We start from the raw sequence: 18826 nt of genomic DNA, 5'->3' as shown, positions 1-18826 counted from the left end.
AAACACTGTTAAAAAAAATAAAAAAGAATAGTTTTAAGAGCTAGGGTGCTACAACAGCACTCTAGTTTTATTTTTTCAATAAGAAAATTGTATCTGATTAAAACTTTTGTATTCTGAATATGATATTGTTCCAAACCATTCTTCATTATGTCATAAGAAAATTTTCAAAACTTCATAATTTTACTACATATCTGCATTTTTGATATTGTTATAAATACCTATATAATTATCTAACCTCGTTGATTTTCTTTTCCGTTTCTTCTTAGAATCCTCATCACTTCCTTCGAAAATTTTTCCAGGTTTATCAAAATATTTTTGTTCATTAATAAATTCCTCTATGAAAAATTCCCTATATGGATCAATAGCTCTTAGTTGTTCTACTATTATATATGCATTTTTAAAATGATCATCATACTTATTGTGATAATTTCGAATTAGAAAATTATTAAGACCTTTCTTAACACCATCAAAAATTTTATTATAAATATCGTATAAATTAATATCATTAGAAGCGAATGTAATATTATATTTATTTTTCAAAAGGTACTTCTTTATACCTAGTCCTTTAAACTTGCTAATATTACTTATATAAAAATACTTATCTTTCATAACACTTGGTCTTGTCCGTACTAATACCTCAAGTCTTTTTTTACTTCTCTTTATTTCGTTTTTATAAAAATACTTCTCCAATAGAATAAGGTCAATTAAAGAAGAATATCTATTAAGTGCAAATATATTCAGTGATAAATTTAAATCTGTTGTATCTTTTAAGTATTGTATTGACGAGTCAATAGATGAATCATTGGTATGATTAACGTTTTTACTTGATACAAATACATCTACAATTTTAAAAAAAGCAGTATATTGGGTTCTATAATTAATTATACTTTCTTTTATTTTTTTTGAAGATTTCTTTTCATTACTAAAGAAAAAATCCTCTTTAGCCTTTTCGAAATTCAAATAGCTTCTATTTTTTCGTCCTATTGTTTTATAAATTAAAGTCAAATTAAAAACACTTAACATTTTTGAAAATTTCCATGAAATTTTACTAGCATCTTCAGCTATATTCTCGATAGCCTTATAGTAACTCTCAATTTCACATGGGCTATAGTTAGTTAGTTGTGTCTCATCCAAAATATCTACAAGTTCTTGAAGGTTTTCTGAACTTAAATAATAAAATTTTTCCGAATCCTTTAACTGATCTAATACTTCTATAGAGTCTAATAGTATATCTAGAACTACATCGTATTGTAGACATTTAAAGCCTTTACTATTTTTGAAATCTTTTCCCAAAATCAATTCTAAGCTATTATTTATATTTTCATTTAAAATATCCAATTCAAATTCGATGCTATCTTTTTCATTTTTTATATGCCATTTAAAGCCTTCCTCAATATCCATCTCTAATATTTGCTCTATTTCATCAATAGAATAATTGTTTTTTATACTTTCTTCTGTATCAACTAAACTCATATTAAACTTATAAGCTTCCTTCATTTGTTTTATCAATATAATATTTTCGTAACTTAAATAACCTTTTCTTTGAAACTTTCTATTAGAAATTTTCTTTTTAAGATATGCTTTTTTACCAACTTTCATTTCATCCCCTCATTTCCATTTGTTCCATTTGTTCCGTAAAAAATGCTTTATATTCAATTTATACCTTATCTCAATTAATAGAGTACATTCTTTTTATCAATATTTAAAGAGAATGTGGAATTTTTGGAACAAAAAAATGTCAGTTTACTAAAAAATATTCACCCTTTGTACATATAACAAATGAAATGTCAATAGAAACAGCATCCAAGGCTCATTTTATTTTTCCGATATACCAATATTTCCATTTAAGAAAATTCGATTATCATATATATAAACGCGTTTAAAACTTTTTAGGAGAGTGTTTTTCATGAATAAAAGAGAGAAAAAATTGCAGAAGAAATTAGCAGAAATAATTAAATTCGCGGATAAAAAAGGAGATGATCATTGTGCTGTTGATATCAAGAGTAATTTTTCTCACCTCAGTGGCTTAGGACATACTCAATTAACCCTTCCAACTTGCATTTTTGTATCTAATTTAGAAGATTCTCAATCTATTTTAGGTCATATTTATAATCAACAGCTAGATTTTAATTTAATTGATAAAACTGTTGAGTCAAATATTCATCTAGGAATCGACTTAAGTGAAAAAGATTGTATAGAGATTATAGCTTTTAAAAATAAGAATATTCGTTCCTCAAAACATAAAGAATCTCCTTCAAGCCTTTTATATTTTGAAGTAGAATTTTATTCATTTCTTTTTATTACATTAAATGGAGCAAATAATTCTAAACCTATTACCATGTCACACAATTCAAATTCATTAGAAGCTTTACATTATCATCGAGGGTTATTATTAAGGTTGGTTCCCATTGAGGTACGAGAAGAGTTAAAACATTATTTCTATCCGCCTACTAAACAGGAAGTAGAACACTAATGAAAAAAAAGGGAACATCTGATAAAGCATCGTTTTCAAAAACTTTGTTTAAAACTTCACATCTTACTGATATACCTTTATATAATTTTGATTCAAAAATATTTGAAGAGAGTTCTTCAAATATTTCTGATTTTGCAAACTATATTTTCAAGAATGAAATCACAGCTAAAAATAATCATTCTACTTCAGATATTGAGGTTCAAATAATGAAAAGAACTTCATCTACAACGAAAAAATTATCTTCTAAATCTATAACAAATTCAGATTTAGCAAATATATTGATAACAGATCACAATTTTAGAATACACCAAGAAATATTATATATTTGGAGCAAAAAGAATGCGCATTATATTCCATTCGAAAAAATTGCTGATAAATTTATCAGGCAAAATATACCTAATGATTTTAAAGGGAAAATCACCAAAAATAGTATAAATGAAATTGTAGAATGGATTAGATCTTTTCCTGACTTAGACCTCGATGATTCTGTAAATAAAGTTAATCAGAACTATGTATCCTTTGAAAACTTTATCTTTGATTTCAATAATAATATTACTTTAGAACATACACCACTACAATTTATGACTTCTAAGATTAACGCTAATCTATTAAAAGGCACAAAATATGGCACTTATTTTGAAAAATTTTTAAATGATATTACTAACGGTGATATGAATTTATATTACCGAATCCAAGAGCTTTTTGGCTACATTATTTCCGAAATTAGAAATGTCAAATATATACCTATTTTATATGGACCGAAAGATACTGGTAAATCGATAATTTTACAGATACTTGAATATTTAGTGGGGAAAAATAACGTCTCCAACTTAAGCTTTGATCAACTAAGTAAACCAGATTATTTATCGAATATGGTTGGTAAAAGACTTAATAGTTGTGGAGAAACATCAGAACTTTCATTAGGTCGATTGGATGTTTTAAAAAAGTTAAGTGGTGGTGATAGAGTAACAATTCGCCCCCTTTATGGTCAACCATTCGACTTCGTAAATACTGCTGTCCTTTTGTTCGCAGGGAATAATTTGCCTTATATTAAAAATCATTCTGAAGCAAGAGCATTTATTGACAGATTAATAATAATTCCTTTTTTAAATCCCATACCTAAAAATAAACAAGATAAAGATTTGTTTGAAAAGTTAACCTCTGAGATTGACTATATCGCTCAATGGGCAATTGTTGGTTTACAAAGATGGCAACGAAATAATTTCCAATTTACTGAAACTGATTTTCAGAAAGAAATATTGGAAAGATACTATCCCAACAAAAATAACGTATTAGAATTTCTTGAAGATCAATGTATTATCGATTCCAATTACAAGATCCACAAATATAAATTAGAAAAGGCTTATCATCACTACTGCTCGATTAATAAGAAGCAACGTGTTTCCAAAAAGGAGTTTAATGAAACATTAATAAATCAAGCAATTACACCTAGCAAATTTAGAATTAATGATAAAAATCGTCATGGATACTATGGGTTAACATTAATAGATGAAAATTATGAGGGAGATAAAAACAATGCATAATCAAGTAAATGAATATACATCAATTTCTTTAATCAATAACTCGACATATAGATGGTTGAATATTACTGAAGCTGCAAAATATGCTGGTGTTTCCTATAACACCTTCATAAAATTTCGACATATGGGCCTAAAAGTATGTGAAATTGACGGCATCAAACGAGTTTCAAGAAAAGAAATCGATCGCTTTTTAGAAGAGAATAGCTTTTAAATACTAGGAGAGGATTTTTCCCCAGTTAAATTATATATTATAACTGTGAGGATTAATCCTCTCTTTATATCTTGCCCCCGCAACGATATTAGGAGGATCGCATGACAAAAAATAATTCTTCACCCATAAAAAGTTATGAAAACAAAGACGGTAAAACGTTATATAAATTCCAAGTTTATTTAGGTATAGACGAGCTTACAGGTAAAGCTCGCAGTACTACCCGTAGAGGTTTTAAAACGAAAAAAGAAGCTGAGCTTGCTTTAGCACGTATCAAACTTCAAGTCTCTGAAGGCACATACAAACAAAAAAGCACAGAGACATATCAGGAAGTATACGATCTTTGGATCAATCAATACGAAAAAACTGTAGAAGAAAGTACATTTGTTAAAACAGTTGGCTACTTTAAAAATCATATTTTACCCTCTATGGGCAGTTACCGTATCGAGAAAATTACGATTGCTATTTGTCAAAAACATTACAATGAATGGGCTTCAAAGGTTAAAAAGGCTCGTACCATTAAATCTTATGCTAAAAAGGTGTTAGATTTCGCTATTGTGCATGGCTTTATTCAAACAAATCCCTTCACTCATGTTGAGACTAAAGTTAAGAAAGCTTTTACGGAGAATGCTGAAGATGAAAATGAAAATTTTTATACAAAGGAAGAATTAATTTCATTTTTAGAGAAAGCAAAAGATCACCTTAACTATAAAGCATATGCTCTATTCCGTTTAATCGCTTATACAGGTATGCGTAAAAGCGAAGCCTTAGCTTTAACATGGAATGATGTGAACTTTATAGAAAGTGAGATAACTATTAATAAAGCTATTGGACGTGGTAAACAAACACAGCTTTATTTGAAGACTACTAAGACTGGTAAACCTCGAACGATTAAATTAGATGAAACAACTTTATTGATTTTGAAAGAATGGAATAAGCTTCAAAAGCAGCAATATATTCAGTTAGGCATTAATACGCTGAAGAAAAACCAATTAATGTTTAGTAATACAAAAAACGATTTTATACAGCCTGGTCAAGTTCAGAAGTGGATGTATAGTGTTCAAAACAAATACACGTTGAAGAAAGTATCACCACATGGTTTACGTCATACGCACTGCTCACTTTTATTCGAAGCTGGTGCGAGCATTAAAGAAATTCAAGATCGACTTGGACATTCTGATGTAAAAACTACTTTAGACATTTATACACACGTCACGAAAAAGGCAAAAGAAGGCGCTATACAGAAGTTTGTTAGCTATTTAGAAGGTTAAGTTTTTGACTTAGTTTTGACTAGACATTGACTAGAATTGAATGAAATCCATTGAAATCAGATGAAATTAAAAAAGTGTCAAAACCCTTTCATATCAAGGGTTTTGACACTCATTGAAATCAATTGATTTCTTAAAATGGAGACGGCGGGAGTCGAACCCGCGTCCAAAGACTCCAATACTTCAGCTTCTACGCGTGTAGTTTGCCTATTTAGGATTCACGTAACATTATGCCGACAAACAGGCGTCCTGTACGCTAACCTGGAAATCTCTTGTCGATGACTCAGGTGGTACCATCGACCGTATCCCACTAAAGTTGGGCCCCACGTTCTCTACATGGGCGATAGAGAGGCAGAGCGCTTACGAGCTTACGCTGCGAAAGCTAAGTTTTGTTGTTTGCCAGTTATTATATAACTGTCGTTGATGACGGAGCCGAGCCCTCCGACGCGCGACTAAAGCTTGAACCATCCCTGTCGAATCCGTAACGTCCCCTTGATATATGAATCGAAGCGGTTGGGCTTCGTTCAAACAAAGAGCTAGAATTGCTTCTAGTACGGTGGGAGCTTAAAGTACGCTTCCATGAAATCTGGCAATCAGTAATACATATTATAAAACAAAACTAGCGATAGTTCAAGTATCCCGCTATTGTATAAAAAATTGGCTTAAATACCTAGTATATCCGCTAGATTGGGCTTTCTATCCATCACTTTTGTTGTTCTATCCACCACATTTCAATCTCTATCCATCGCTTTCGTTGTTCTATCCACCACATTTCAATCTCTATCCGTCACTTTCGCCGTTCTATCCGCCTCGCCCAGCATCAACACCTAAAAAAGCTCACCAACAACAAGGTGAGCTTTCTCGAAATCTATTAATATTGATTTTTTGATTTGAAGGTACGTTCCATTTCGCGTTTGGCTTCTTTTTTGCGCATGTCGTTACGTTTATCGTAGTCTTTTTTCCCTTTGCCGACGCCGATTAAAAGCTTGGCATAGCCGTCTTTGATGTACATTTTCAATGGAACAATTGTGTAGCCGTCACGTTTTACGGCACCGACTAGCTCGCCGATTTGCTTTTTATGGAGCAGCAGCTTGCGGGCGCGCAGTGGGTCGTGATTGAAACGGTTGCCTTGATCGAAGGGGCTGACATGCATGTTGCTAATCCATGCTTCGCCATTGGTGATTCGGACATAGGAGTCCTTTAGTTGGGCCTTGCCTGCACGGATGGATTTGATTTCTGTGCCGGTTAGGACCATGCCTGCTTCGATTGTTTCCTCAATAAAGTAATCATGTCCAGCTTTTTTGTTTTGTGCTAATACTTTTCCAGAACCTTTTGCCATATTCTTCACCCTCTACTTAAAGGTTGAGCATTAGCGAAAGCATCCTTACTCAGGACACTTTCGCTAATGCTTATTTACGCTTTGATTTTTTCTTTTTGTTTTTCTTTGCAATGCCCTCGTAAAACTTTTGCTTTTGTTTCACGCGTTTTTTAGGACCTGGGCTTGAGTCTTCTTTGCGGCGACCACGCGGGTCACGATCGCTTTCACGACGTTCACCTTGCTTGGCGCTACGACTTCCACGGTCATCCTCTTGGCGACCGCCTCTACGGTTGCCACCGCGTCCGCCTTTTTCTTCGTCGCTGCGTGTGCTTCGTTGACTGCGTCCACCCTTGTTATCACTATAATTTTTACGTGCATGGATGACAGTAGGAGCTGCTTTACGTGTTCGTCCATATGAAGCTACCATTCCAACGATTTCAAAGTCAATGGATGACTCCTCAATAATGACATTGGCAACACGGACTGTCACTTCATCACCAATACGGAATTGACGATTTGTTCGTTCACCAATCATAATCATTTGACGATCATCGAAGCGGTAGTAATCATCGGTCATATTACTGATGTGAACAAGTCCTTCGATTGTGTTTGGCAGCTCCACGAAAATACCGAAGTTTGTAATGGATGAAACGATCCCTTCGAATTCCTCGCCAATTTTATCAGACATGTACTGTGCTTTTTTCAGAGCGTCCGTATCACGTTCTGCATCAACAGCACGACGTTCACGCTCAGAAGTATGGTCAGCAATTTCATCCATTGCCATACTCCACTGTGCAATCGTTTCTCTAGAAGTATCCTTATTAATTATATACGTACGAATTAAACGATGTACGATTAAGTCTGGATAACGACGAATTGGTGATGTGAAGTGTGTATAGAAATCCGTTGATAAGCCAAAGTGACCAAGGCTTTCAGGATAATATTTTGCCTGTTGCATCGAGCGTAGTAGCATTGTTGAAATAACGGGCTCCTCTGGCATACCATCAATGGCTTTTAAAACATCTTGCAGTGCCTTCGGATGCACTGTATTACCAGTACCTTTAATTAAAATACCGAAGTTCGTAACAAATTCAAAGAAGCGTTGGAGCTTTTCAGGCTTTGGATCTTCGTGAATACGGTATAGGAACGGTACATTCATCCAGTGGAAGTGCTCTGCAACTGTTTCATTGGCAGCAAGCATGAAATCCTCAATTAGCTTCTCCGCTACTGTACGTTCACGTAATTCAATATCAACTGGCCAGCCTTCGTCATTGACAAGGACTTTGGATTCTTTAAAGTCAAAGTCAATCGCTCCTCGTGTTTCACGTTTACGACGTAATATACCAGATAGCTCAGCCATATTTTTAAACATTGGCACAAGTGGCTCGTAGCGTTCGATTAGTGCCTCATCCTGCTCCTCTAAAATCATGTAAACGTCCTTATATGTCATACGCTCTGTCGTTTTAATGACACTTTGGAAAATTTCGTGTGAAATGACATTACCATTCCCATCAATAATCATTTCACAGGATAATGTTAGACGGTCAACCTGTGGATTTAATGAACAAATACCATTTGATAGACGATGTGGAATCATAGGGATTACACGGTCTGTTAAATAAACACTTGTTGCACGGTCATAAGCTTCGATGTCAATGACAGAGCCTTGCGTAACATAATAACTAACGTCTGCAATATGTACGCCAAGCTTGTAAGTACCATCTACATTTTTCGTTACGGTTACCGCATCATCCAAGTCTTTTGCATCTGCACCATCAATGGTTACGATCGTTTCATGTCGCAAATCACGACGACCTACTAAATCTGCCTCTGTAATTTCATCTGGTACGCGTTGAGCAGCTGCGATGACTTCGTCTGGGAATTCAGGTGGAATGTCGTGCTTATATAAGATCGATAAAATATCCACACCTGGATCATTTTTATGCCCTAAAATTTTGGTAATATAGCCTGTTGCGGATTTTAAATCCTCTGGCCATGTCGCAACCTCAACAACAACCTTATGACCGTCAACAGCTCCTAATGTGTCTCCCTTTGCGATAAAGATATCCATCGGTAGTTTTTTATCGTCTAAGACAACAAAGCCAAAGCCTCGATTAGCCTGGAATGTGCCGACAAAGCTTGTTTGACCGCGCTCGACGACCTTTGTGACAGTCCCTTCTCGTCGGTCCCCAAATGATTCTTTTAAGACACGAATTAAAACGATGTCTCCATTAATCGCACCATTAATTTCATGCGGTGGAATGAATACATCATCCATGCCCTCGACATCAGGTGTCACAAAACCGAAGCCCTTCGCATGTCCGATAAATTTACCCCTTAGCAAATTCATACGCTCTGGTAGGCCATAACGATTGGAGCGAGAACGCACAACTAAGCCTTGCCCTTCCATACGGACAAGGGTTTTGACAAGCTCCTTGAACTCCTCAGCATCCTCAAAACCGAATTCATCCTCGATTTCACCAACAGTTAATGGTTTATAATCATCTTTGCTGAAAAAATCGAGTAAACGACTTTGTAGTGTATCTTTTTGGTCTTTCATACATATTCCCTCCTTCATGAGAAAATCCTATTTATAATTATTGTGCCCAATTTAGGCTTTCTAAAAAGCGATAAATATCTTCGTGTAATTGATCTTTTTCTTGATCCAATGTAATAACATGTTTTGAATTTTCATACCACTTGATATGCTTTTCAAGTGACTCAGTTTGATTATATATAATGTTGGCAGATTCTGTCTCTATTACTTCATCATTTGTAGCTTGTATGACAAAAATAGGCGCATAAATCATGTCAATTTCTTGTCGTGTACGGGCAATAAATTCACGTAGCTCCTGTAGAGATGGCATCCCTTTTTCAGCAATGAGTGCTACTTCTGCTTCAATTTGCTCATCTTGTTTTCCTAAGAACTTTTTATAATCCCTTGCATATTTCAAGACACCCTCAAACATAATGTCTGTTGTACGCATTGTCATAGGGGCGCACATTGTGACAATTCCTTTAACAGGATTATTTAATGCCACGTTTAGTGCCATCACACCGCCTAATGAAAGACCAGCGACAGCAATTTCTTGATAGCCAGCATCCTGTAACTGTTTGTAGGCGGCAACGACATCCTGCCACCAGTCTGCTGGACCTGTTGTGATTAGTTCTTCTGGTTCCACACCGTGACCTTTATAGTGAGGTGCCAAAGTAGTATACCCTTTTTTCTCTAAAAATCTACCAAGCATTCGTACATCTGCAGAGCTACCAGTAAAGCCGTGTAATAATAATACAGCACGTGGTCCTGCTTGAAAGAAAAATGGCTGTGATAATGATTTGTTCATTGTAAGCACTCCTTCATCCTAAAACACTCATCCATACTATACCCATTATAGCCATCTCGATTATGTCTAGCGAATAACAAGCTGGATTGTAAATTACAATTCAATTTTTGCTATGGAGAGAGAATTTACCATTTAGTTTTAATAAAAGAAAACGCCCAACCAATTTGGTTAGGCGATATATCTTCAACTATTAGATTTTTGTAATAGCAACTGCTAAAATGAAAAATAGTATAGCTAACACAATTGTTGCACGGTGAAGGATTAAATCCATACCACGTGCTTTTTGCTTTCCAAATAGTTGCTCAGCTCCACCCGAGATGGCACCTGATAAGCCTGCACTTTTACTAGATTGAAGTAATACCACAACGATCAACGCTAATGATACGATAACTAATGAAACTAATACTACTGTATGCATTCACTGCACCTCCCGAACTTTGAAACATCACAACACCTTTTAGTATAACAAAAAGTGGATTATGTGACAACTTTCATGATGAAATCATTTACAAGCTCTATTGAAAATTTACTAGAATCTTGAATTTTATCAATTTCCTCGTATGATTAGGGCTAGCGTTCATTCTAGAAAAATTCTTCCTGAGGTCGCAGTTAGTATACATGCTCTTGTGGTACTGTATTCAACGTGGTGACTATCAGCTATGATGGTTGGACTTTCTTGACAGTAAATAGTGCTATTACCATGAATATGGCACAGCAGGCAAATAGACTAATTAAAAAAATCCCACCTACGAAATAACCCCAATATTCCACAAGTGAACCAAAAACCGGTGGAATTAAAAATACACCTATGGATGCCACCATTATACTAAACCCACTTGCAAAACCACTCATAGATTTTTCTACACTTTCAACAGCTAGCGTCATCCATATACCATTAAAGCCCGCAAGAGAAAAACCTATAATTGCTATACACATCACTATAAAAAAGGTGGAATAGGTAAAATACATAAGGATTATCCCATTTGCGCTTAGTATAGTAATGATTAATAATACAGCCCATCGATTTTTATTAAAAAATTTATCACTAATAATCCCCCACAACACTCGCCCACTTGCCCCACTAATTTCAGAAATAGCCAAGCATATGCCAGCACTATAAATGGGCCAGTCCTTTATTTCATATAAAAATAATATAATGTAGGTGTTAAATGTCATTTGAATACCCATTAAGATGAATGCTGAGCTATTCGTAAAAAAGAGCCATTTTGAATGAAGGAAAATGCGTAACTGCTGACGTAAAGGCAATTTAGTAGCTATCTCAGTTTGTGAATCTTCTTTTGTTTTTAATACAAAAGGCATTATGAAACTAAACATTAATAATACTACTGCCGCTACAGACAATGTATAACGCCAACCAATGAAAGCTACTAATGGAATCAGGACAACACTCGAGCCTGCTGAACCTAGCGTAATAGACATCTGTTTTAACCCCATTAGCAATGAAACTTGATTTACTGGAAGTATGTTCATAAGGAAACGATTTGTAACAGGATGCATTCCTCCATAACCCATCCCTGCTAGTACAACAAATACTAAGGCCAACGTATAATTGTCTATCCAAGCAAAGCTTAAAAAGCCTGTTCCAACAATAATCATCAAACAAACCATTATTTTACGGGTACTCAATCGATCTGCTAAATAGCCAACTAGCAATGTTGCTATAAATTGACCAATAAAAAGAGCAGTTGGAAGAAATCCTAACTGCCCTTTATTCAATGATAAGTCTGCACTAATATAGAACATTAGAGGACTAATGCTTCTCCCAACAAAGGCAGTTAAAAATTGAGCAATGATGATCCACATTGCAATACGTTTCATCTGTTGCATAATCCATCAAAACCACCTTTTACGCTCGATGAGCCAATTCATTTCCACCTAATACAGTGGTCGATTTTTTCAAGTGTGTTGTGATTAGCCTACTTTAACTATTACTATTAAAGTTGTGGTTGGTTTCCGCTACGGGATGCTCGTTTTCAGGGCAAGCAGAAGTCGTGCATCCTCCTCCACAAATAACTAAAAAAATGTAGTATCATATATTAATTGACTATAAAAGCAACCATAAGATAACCTAATATTCTCCTAATTAACGTACCTGCTACTCCCTACATCCCCAACCATCTTGGTACGAATAATACAAGGTCTGGAATATATGTTAGGAATAGTAGCACGATAAAGGAAATAACAATAAAAGGAAAAACACTCTTTACTAGCGTTTCAAACTTCACTTTTGCCATCGATGATACGATGAAAAGTCCTGTCCCTACTGGCGGTGTTAATAAGCCTAACGTTAAGTTAATACAAATGATGACTCCAAAATGCACCGGGTCAATATTAAATGCTATTACGAGTGGCATCATGACAGGTACTAGAATAATTAATGCGGCAATTCCATCTAGTATCATGCCGATTAGTAACAATGCTAAATTCACTAATAATAAGAATACCCATGGACTTTCTGTAATGTTTAACATATTTTCTACTAACAATTGTGGAATTCGTTCAAAAGCAATCATCCATCCAAAAATATTGGCCATAATAATTAAATATGTTACTGTAGCTGTATTTGTCACCGTATTGATTAGCATTTTAGGGAGCTTTTTGATATTTAACTCTCTATAGACAAATAAACCGACAATTACTGCTAGTAAACAAGCGATAGCAGCAGATTCTGTTGCTGTAAATACACCTGTTAGAATACCTACAACAATTGTAATGGGTATTAATAGTGCTGGGATTACTTTTAATGACTTGCTTCGAATATCTGCCCACGAAGCCCGTTCACTTTTCGGGAATTGTTGTTTATAGCCCATATAAGAAATAACTAAAATAAAAACAAGACCATAAATAATCCCTGGGAGAATCCCAGCCATAAATAGAGCGCCAACAGATGTACTTGATAACGTACCGTAAATAATGAAAATCATACTTGGTGGAATAATAGGTGCGATAATAGAAGATGCTAATGTTATAGACGCTGCGAATTCACGTTTATAGCCTTCCTTCTCCATTTGCGGTACCATTACTTTACTCATCATTGCAGCTTGAGCATTTGCTGAACCTAGAATCGATGCTAAAAACATATTAGCAATAACTGTCACATAGGCCAGCCCTCCCCTAAAATGCCCAAAAAGGACACGAGCAAATTGAACAAGCCTCGTTGTAATACCGCCCTCATTCATAATTTCACCCATTAACATGAATAACGGAATCGCTAATAGGCCAAAATTTTCAAGCCCTGAATACATACGTAATGGTGTAGAATCTAATAATGTCACCTGACCATTTAAGATGAAATAAATAACTGTAGTAATACCAAGCACCATTGAGATGGGAATACCAATGATAAGTAAAAGAAAGAAAATAACGAGTACAATATAAGTCATGTATTTTCTCCTTCTCTATTTTTAAGTGTGTCAATTAAATGTGAAAGAAGATGAATTGCTGCAAAAATTAATCCTATAAATACTGCACTATAAGGAATCCACATTGGTAATTGTAAGGAGCTCGATTTTTGTAGCAACATGGCAGGATTCATCATCCATTTGTAAGCGTAATAGATTAATATAAATAAGAACGCAATCATCATGCAATCCTGAACAATTTTAAAAATCCTTTTACTACGCTTAGATACAGCATCATATAAAAATGTAACTGAAGCCTGAGTACCATATTTCAGACCCCAGCTTCCTCCAATAAACGAAGTCCATATTAATAAGAAAATCGAAACTTCACCAGCCCAAGGGATGGGATCTTTAAAGAAATAACGAAAAATAACCGCAAATATCATTAAGATAGCAAGCGCAGCCATTAAAATGATCATCAGTAGTTCTTCGATTTTAGTAATAACTTGACTAATTTTCGCCATCTAGCCATTCCCCCATTTACTTACGGAATTCATTAATAAACTGTTTAATTAAAGCAGATTTTGCACTATACTCGGCGTCAAATGCTTCGATTTGCTCTTTAAATACATCTGCCCCTAACTCATAAACAGTCACTCCTTGACTGGCAAGTTCTTTTTTGAATTCTTCTTCTTGTCCAGTTCGTGTTTCTACTGCATAAGCTATTGTTGCTTGTAAGGAATCAATAATGATTTTTTGAGCATTTTCAGATAATCCATCAAACATTCCCTCATTTGCTACGACAATTGATGGCCATACCATGTGATTTGTTACAGCTACATATTTGGCTACTTCGGAGTATTTATTTGTGATTGTCGCATCTAAGTCCATATCCATTCCGTCAATAACGCCTGTTTGTAATGCTGAATATACTTCTGGTAATGGTAATCCTTCTGGTGCAGCTCCCGCATCTTTATAAAATTTTTGGAGCGGCGGACTTGGTGTTACTCGCATTTTTAAACCTGCTAAATCCGAAGCCTTTTTAACTTCTTTTGATTTCAATACCATCGTACGTTGACCAGCGAATAGATAATCTAACCCTTTTAAGCCCGTTCCTTCTATTTCTCCTAAAATCTCACGTGCAATATCAGTATGACTTGCATCTGAAGCTTCTTGTAAATTTTCAAACATGTATGGTGCGAACCACGCGGCCATCTCAGGTGTACGCGTACTTAAAAAAGCGGCTGTAATAAAAGCAAAGTCTATCGAGCCTGCCTCTACTTGTTGTGCCATATCCGCTTCAGTCCCTAATTGACTTGCAGGGTAAATTTCAAGCTCCATTTTGCCATCTGAGCGTGCCTTTAATTCTTCATTAAATTTTTCAGCAGCTTTATGCCACATATGATCTGTTGATGTAATATGGGCAAGCTTAAATTTCTTCTTTGGAATATCTTCATCCGAACTAGTTGCTGACACAGCTGATTTATTGTCCGTCTTTGCATCTGTTTCATTTGTTGTGTTTGAGTTACCACAAGCTGCCAAAACGAATAAAAGTGCGAATAAACAACTAACTAGCATAAACTTTAGCGGTTTTTTTATCATAAAATATCCCCTCTATTTTTGATTTAATATGTTGCATTGGTTATGGCTCCGCCTTCGTCTTTCCACTAATTCCCCAATGAACGGGTGGCACTTCTATTAAAATAACTCTTACACTATCAATTGGAACTCGTGCCGTTTGAACAATGGTAGTTGTAACTTCTTGTATAATTTTTTTCTTTTGCTCCACAGACCGTCCTTCTAATAACTGAATTTGAACAATTGGCATATTTAGTCCCCGCTACTTCACAACTAATGTTAGCTTGCCAAGTGTCCCATAGTCTGCTTCTATTTCATCACCAGCTTTTACTGGAATTGCATCTGTTATGCCACCTGTTAAAACGAGTTGACCAGGCAAAATACCTCTACCTTCTTTTGCTAACATCGTTAATAATTCAATGACCGAATAAATGGGATGACCAAGTACCGCAGCTCCTGTACCATGTAGTTTCTCTTCTCCATTTTGTTTCAAAATGACTTCTATAGAAGCCCAATCACATGTATAAGGTGAAAATGCTTGCGCACTCAGCCAAATTTTCGATGAAGAAGCATTATCAGCTATTACATCAGGTAAAGTAAATGAAAAGTTTTTATAGCGACTGTCAATGACTTCAAGTGCTAGAAATACGTTTTCAATCGCATCCCATACTTCTAATGGTGTTAAATCCGCACCTTGTAGCTCTTTTTTAAAAACAAAGGCTACCTCTGCTTCCACACGTGGATGAATATATTCAGCAGCTATAATTTCATTTGTCCTAAGATTCATTTGTGAGGTTAAACGCCCATAAATTGGAGAATCCACCCCTACTTGTTGCTGTTTAGCAATGCTTGTTAGACCCATTTTCCAACCGATAAACCGATTGTCAGCTGTCATCGTTTTTTCCATACTAATTTTTTGAATCTCATAGGCTTCTTCTACTGTCAAATTTGGTTTTGAGTTAGTAATCTTTTCAACTGCCTCTTTTGTTGCTTGTGCTTCCGCCACCCGCTCAGCATATTCAAATAAAGACACTATGCACTCCCCACTTTCTGTTGTGCAATTTTTTGTGCTACTTCAATGATCGTATCCTCTTGTCCACCTACAACATTTAATTTGCCTAACTCTACTAAAATATCTCTAGCATCAACACCCACTTTTTCAGCAGCTATATGGGCATGACGTAAAAAGCTCGAATATACGCCTGCATAGCCCATTACTAAACTACCTGTCGTAATATCTTGTGGATGTGGCAAAATATTGGCACGAACATAATCAGCCAGATCGAGTATTTGGTATAAATCTATGCCTGTTTCAATACCCATGCGATTTAATACTGCGACCAATACCTCAGTTTGTGTATTGCCTGCTCCTGCACCTAAACAGCAAATACTGCCATCGATACGTGTAGCACCTTCTTGAATCGCTACAAGTGTATTGGCAACAGCCAGAGACAAATTATTATGCGCATGAAAACCAATCTCAATGTTTAAATGAGCACGTAATAAACGAATACGATTCTGTACATCAGACGGTAGCATAGCCCCTGCTGAGTCCGTAACATACACGGCATCAGCCCCATATGATTCCATTAACAACGCCTGCTCTAATACTTTTTCAGGTGATGCAGAATGTGACATCATTAAAAACCCAAATGCCTCCATCCCTAGTGCTTTCGCTGTTTCAATATGTTGCTTTGATACATCTGCCTCCGTTACATGTGTAGCAACACGAACAACTCGAGCACCTGCCTCATAAGCCTCTTTCAAATGATGTATTGTGCCAATTCCAGGAATAAGCAAAACCGTTATTTTAGAATCTCCAGCAACTTCTGCTGCCGCTCTAATTAACGCAATATCATGCTCTTTAGAAAAACCATATTGAAGGGACGAGCCTCCTAAACCATCTCCATGCGTGACTTCAATATACGGTACACCGGCTTCACTTAATTGCTTCGTTACATAACGAACTTGCTCAGAAGAAAATTGATGGGCAACCACATGGCTACCATCACGAAGTGCAACCTCTGTTAAATAGATTTGACTCATCGCACTTCCACCTCCCTAACGCTCATTGTTTTTGCCATTTCTTCAGCCACCTTCAATCCAGCGGCCGTCATAATATCCAAATTTCCAGCATAGATCGGTAAATAATCTCCCAATCCCTCTACTTCAATAAATACGGTAACTTTCTTTCCATCTACAATCGGATCTAGCTTCAAGCGATAACCTGGTACATATTCATTTACTTTTGCGACCATATTTTTTACGGATTTAATAATCTCTTCCGTATTCGCTTCTTCTTCAAGGAGACATAACACCGTATCACGCATCAATAAAGGTGGCTCTGCTGGGTTTAAAATAATAATTGCCTTTCCTTTTTTTGCACCGCCAATCAGCTCAATTGCATTGGATGTTGTTTCTGTAAATTCATCGATATTAGCTCGTGTTCCTGGACCTGCACTTTTCGAAGCAATTGTTGCAACAATTTCAGCGTAATCAACACTTTGTACACGGCTAATGGCGTAGATGATTGGTATCGTCGCCTGACCTCCACACGTAATCATGTTTACAACAGGCTTTTCCATATGCTCTGTCAAATTCACCGTCGGTACAACAAATGGACCTACAGCGGCTGGCGTTAAATCTATTAGTCTTTTGTTTAAACCTTGTAAAGCTTTCACATGAGCAATATGTGCCTTTGCTGATGTTGCATCAAATAAAATATCCGCCAAATGTGGTTGCTCTAGAAATCCTTCAATCCCATTGGAAATCGTCTGAAAACCTGCCTCTTGTGCACGTCTTAAGCCATCTGATTCAGGATCAATGCCAATAAGTACTGACATCTCTAAGTACGGAGATCTTTGAATTTTCATCATTAAATCCGTACCAATATTACCTGAACCAATAATGCCCACTTTCATTTTTGTCATGGTAGCTTCCTCCCTTTACACAAACTCTAGTTCGACTGTACCTAATAGTTCACCGAAGTCGGCTGTGAACTTATCACCTTGTTCAGCATCCAATGCTGCCGATAAAGCACCTGATAATATAACTTCTCCTGCTTCAACACCAATATCGAAATCTGCTAGACGGTTTACAAGCCAAGCGACACAACTTGCTGGATTGCCTAAAACATCTTCTCCCTTTCCTTCATTCATAAACGCTCCATTTTTATAAAGCTGCATTTCGATTGCTGGTAAGTCAACATTGAAGACCTCACGTTTCACTTGACCTAGTACGTATTTTGCAGAGGAAGCATTATCTGCAATGGTATCGAGCAATTTTATTTGCCAATTGGCAATGCGACTATCTACGATTTCAAGACTAGCTACAATATAATCTGTTGCTTCAAGTACCTCCTTAACAGTGACATTAGGTCCCTTTAAAGGAGACTTCAGTACAAACGCAATTTCGCCTTCGACTTTCGGCTTTAAATAACTTGATCGCTCGGTTTTTCCTTCTGTAATTTCCATATTCGATAAAAGATGCCCATAATCTGGTTCATCCACGTTTAATAGATTTTGCATTGCTAAAGATGTCAAACCAATTTTTTTACCTGTAATTTTATGGCCGTTCAGTAACTTCCTATTAACGATTTCAAGTTGAATGGAGTAAGCATCTTTCAATGAAATATCTTTAGCTGATTGAGTAATCGGCTCAATGCCAATGCGTGTTCTTTCTGCTTCTAATAATTTGTTAGACCATTCAATTAGATTCACTACCATGCTTTCCCC

General features: G+C 35.9%; 18 protein-coding genes and 1 other RNA gene. 4 read left to right on the top strand and 15 right to left on the bottom strand.

Going from position 1 to position 18826, the window contains the following annotated elements:
• Window positions 1-183: 183 nt before the first annotated feature.
• On the bottom strand, window positions 184-1599 hold the full coding sequence (locus tag AC6BKE_RS07915; RefSeq protein ID WP_499856374.1) for a hypothetical protein: 1416 nt from the start codon (window positions 1597-1599) through the stop codon (window positions 184-186).
• A 307-nt stretch (window positions 1600-1906) separates the two neighbouring features.
• Between AC6BKE_RS07915 and AC6BKE_RS07910 the strand changes: the two genes are divergently transcribed.
• From AC6BKE_RS07910 to AC6BKE_RS07895, 4 genes are all read left to right on the top strand, one after another.
• Complete coding sequence (locus AC6BKE_RS07910) at window positions 1907-2473, top strand: hypothetical protein (RefSeq protein ID WP_499856372.1); 567 nt, start codon at window positions 1907-1909, stop codon at window positions 2471-2473.
• Window positions 2473-4017: a DNA primase family protein gene (locus AC6BKE_RS07905; RefSeq protein ID WP_499856370.1), complete on the top strand. Its 1545-nt coding sequence runs from the start codon at window positions 2473-2475 to the stop codon at window positions 4015-4017. Before AC6BKE_RS07910 ends, AC6BKE_RS07905 begins: the two co-directional genes overlap by 1 nt.
• The gene (locus tag AC6BKE_RS07900) at window positions 4010-4225 is read left to right on the top strand and encodes a helix-turn-helix domain-containing protein (RefSeq protein WP_499856368.1); all 216 of its coding nucleotides are present in this window, start codon (window positions 4010-4012) and stop codon (window positions 4223-4225) included. The genes AC6BKE_RS07905 and AC6BKE_RS07900 overlap by 8 nt, the downstream gene beginning before the upstream one ends.
• Before the next feature lie 101 nt (window positions 4226-4326).
• On the top strand, window positions 4327-5493 hold the full coding sequence (locus tag AC6BKE_RS07895; RefSeq protein WP_499856366.1) for a site-specific integrase: 1167 nt from the start codon (window positions 4327-4329) through the stop codon (window positions 5491-5493).
• 133 nt (window positions 5494-5626) lie between these two features.
• On the opposite strand, the gene ssrA is transcribed toward AC6BKE_RS07895, so the two are convergent.
• The 14 genes from ssrA to AC6BKE_RS07825 all read right to left on the bottom strand — a co-directional run bounded on the left by ssrA (window position 5627) and on the right by AC6BKE_RS07825 (window position 18817).
• Window positions 5627-5982, bottom strand: a transfer-messenger RNA (tmRNA) gene (gene ssrA, locus AC6BKE_RS07890).
• 379 nt (window positions 5983-6361) lie between these two features.
• Complete coding sequence (gene smpB / locus AC6BKE_RS07885; protein WP_025116583.1) at window positions 6362-6829, bottom strand: SsrA-binding protein SmpB; 468 nt, start codon at window positions 6827-6829, stop codon at window positions 6362-6364.
• Between the two features lie 70 nt (window positions 6830-6899).
• Complete coding sequence (rnr, locus tag AC6BKE_RS07880) at window positions 6900-9368, bottom strand: ribonuclease R (protein ID WP_499856364.1); 2469 nt, start codon at window positions 9366-9368, stop codon at window positions 6900-6902.
• Window positions 9369-9405: 37 nt separating this feature from the next.
• On the bottom strand, window positions 9406-10152 hold the full coding sequence (locus tag AC6BKE_RS07875) for an alpha/beta hydrolase (RefSeq protein ID WP_036116758.1): 747 nt from the start codon (window positions 10150-10152) through the stop codon (window positions 9406-9408).
• A 190-nt stretch (window positions 10153-10342) separates the two neighbouring features.
• Window positions 10343-10570, bottom strand: coding sequence for a preprotein translocase subunit SecG (gene secG, locus AC6BKE_RS07870; RefSeq protein ID WP_036116760.1), 228 nt, complete (start codon window positions 10568-10570; stop codon window positions 10343-10345).
• 239 nt (window positions 10571-10809) lie between these two features.
• A complete protein-coding gene (locus AC6BKE_RS07865) occupies window positions 10810-12000 on the bottom strand; it encodes an MFS transporter (protein WP_499856361.1) in 1191 nt (396 codons plus the stop codon).
• Between the two features lie 275 nt (window positions 12001-12275).
• Window positions 12276-13556 carry a TRAP transporter large permease gene (locus AC6BKE_RS07860; RefSeq protein ID WP_036116764.1) on the bottom strand — a complete coding sequence of 427 codons (1281 nt, stop codon included), beginning with the start codon at window positions 13554-13556 and terminating at the stop codon, window positions 12276-12278.
• On the bottom strand, window positions 13553-14038 hold the full coding sequence (locus AC6BKE_RS07855; protein ID WP_036116766.1) for a TRAP transporter small permease: 486 nt from the start codon (window positions 14036-14038) through the stop codon (window positions 13553-13555). Before AC6BKE_RS07855 ends, AC6BKE_RS07860 begins: the two co-directional genes overlap by 4 nt.
• A 16-nt stretch (window positions 14039-14054) precedes the next feature.
• On the bottom strand, window positions 14055-15116 hold the full coding sequence (locus AC6BKE_RS07850; protein WP_271910885.1) for a TRAP transporter substrate-binding protein: 1062 nt from the start codon (window positions 15114-15116) through the stop codon (window positions 14055-14057).
• 40 nt (window positions 15117-15156) lie between these two features.
• Window positions 15157-15342, bottom strand: coding sequence for a 2-hydroxymuconate tautomerase (thmT, locus tag AC6BKE_RS07845; RefSeq protein WP_036116769.1), 186 nt, complete (start codon window positions 15340-15342; stop codon window positions 15157-15159).
• Window positions 15343-15354: 12 nt separating this feature from the next.
• Window positions 15355-16125, bottom strand: coding sequence for a 2-keto-4-pentenoate hydratase (locus tag AC6BKE_RS07840; protein WP_271910887.1), 771 nt, complete (start codon window positions 16123-16125; stop codon window positions 15355-15357).
• Window positions 16125-17138 (bottom strand): 4-hydroxy-2-oxovalerate aldolase, encoded by a 1014-nt coding sequence (gene dmpG / locus AC6BKE_RS07835; RefSeq protein ID WP_058844378.1) that lies wholly within the window; start codon window positions 17136-17138, stop codon window positions 16125-16127. The genes AC6BKE_RS07840 and dmpG overlap by 1 nt, the downstream gene beginning before the upstream one ends.
• Window positions 17135-18022 carry an acetaldehyde dehydrogenase (acetylating) gene (locus AC6BKE_RS07830; protein WP_036116775.1) on the bottom strand — a complete coding sequence of 296 codons (888 nt, stop codon included), beginning with the start codon at window positions 18020-18022 and terminating at the stop codon, window positions 17135-17137. The genes dmpG and AC6BKE_RS07830 overlap by 4 nt, the downstream gene beginning before the upstream one ends.
• Before the next feature lie 15 nt (window positions 18023-18037).
• On the bottom strand, window positions 18038-18817 hold the full coding sequence (locus AC6BKE_RS07825) for a 2-keto-4-pentenoate hydratase (protein ID WP_271910888.1): 780 nt from the start codon (window positions 18815-18817) through the stop codon (window positions 18038-18040).
• Window positions 18818-18826 lie beyond the last annotated feature (9 nt).

This window comes from Lysinibacillus sp. COL-1 (assembly GCF_059814265.1).
This window is presented reverse-complemented; position numbering and strand designations above follow the sequence as displayed.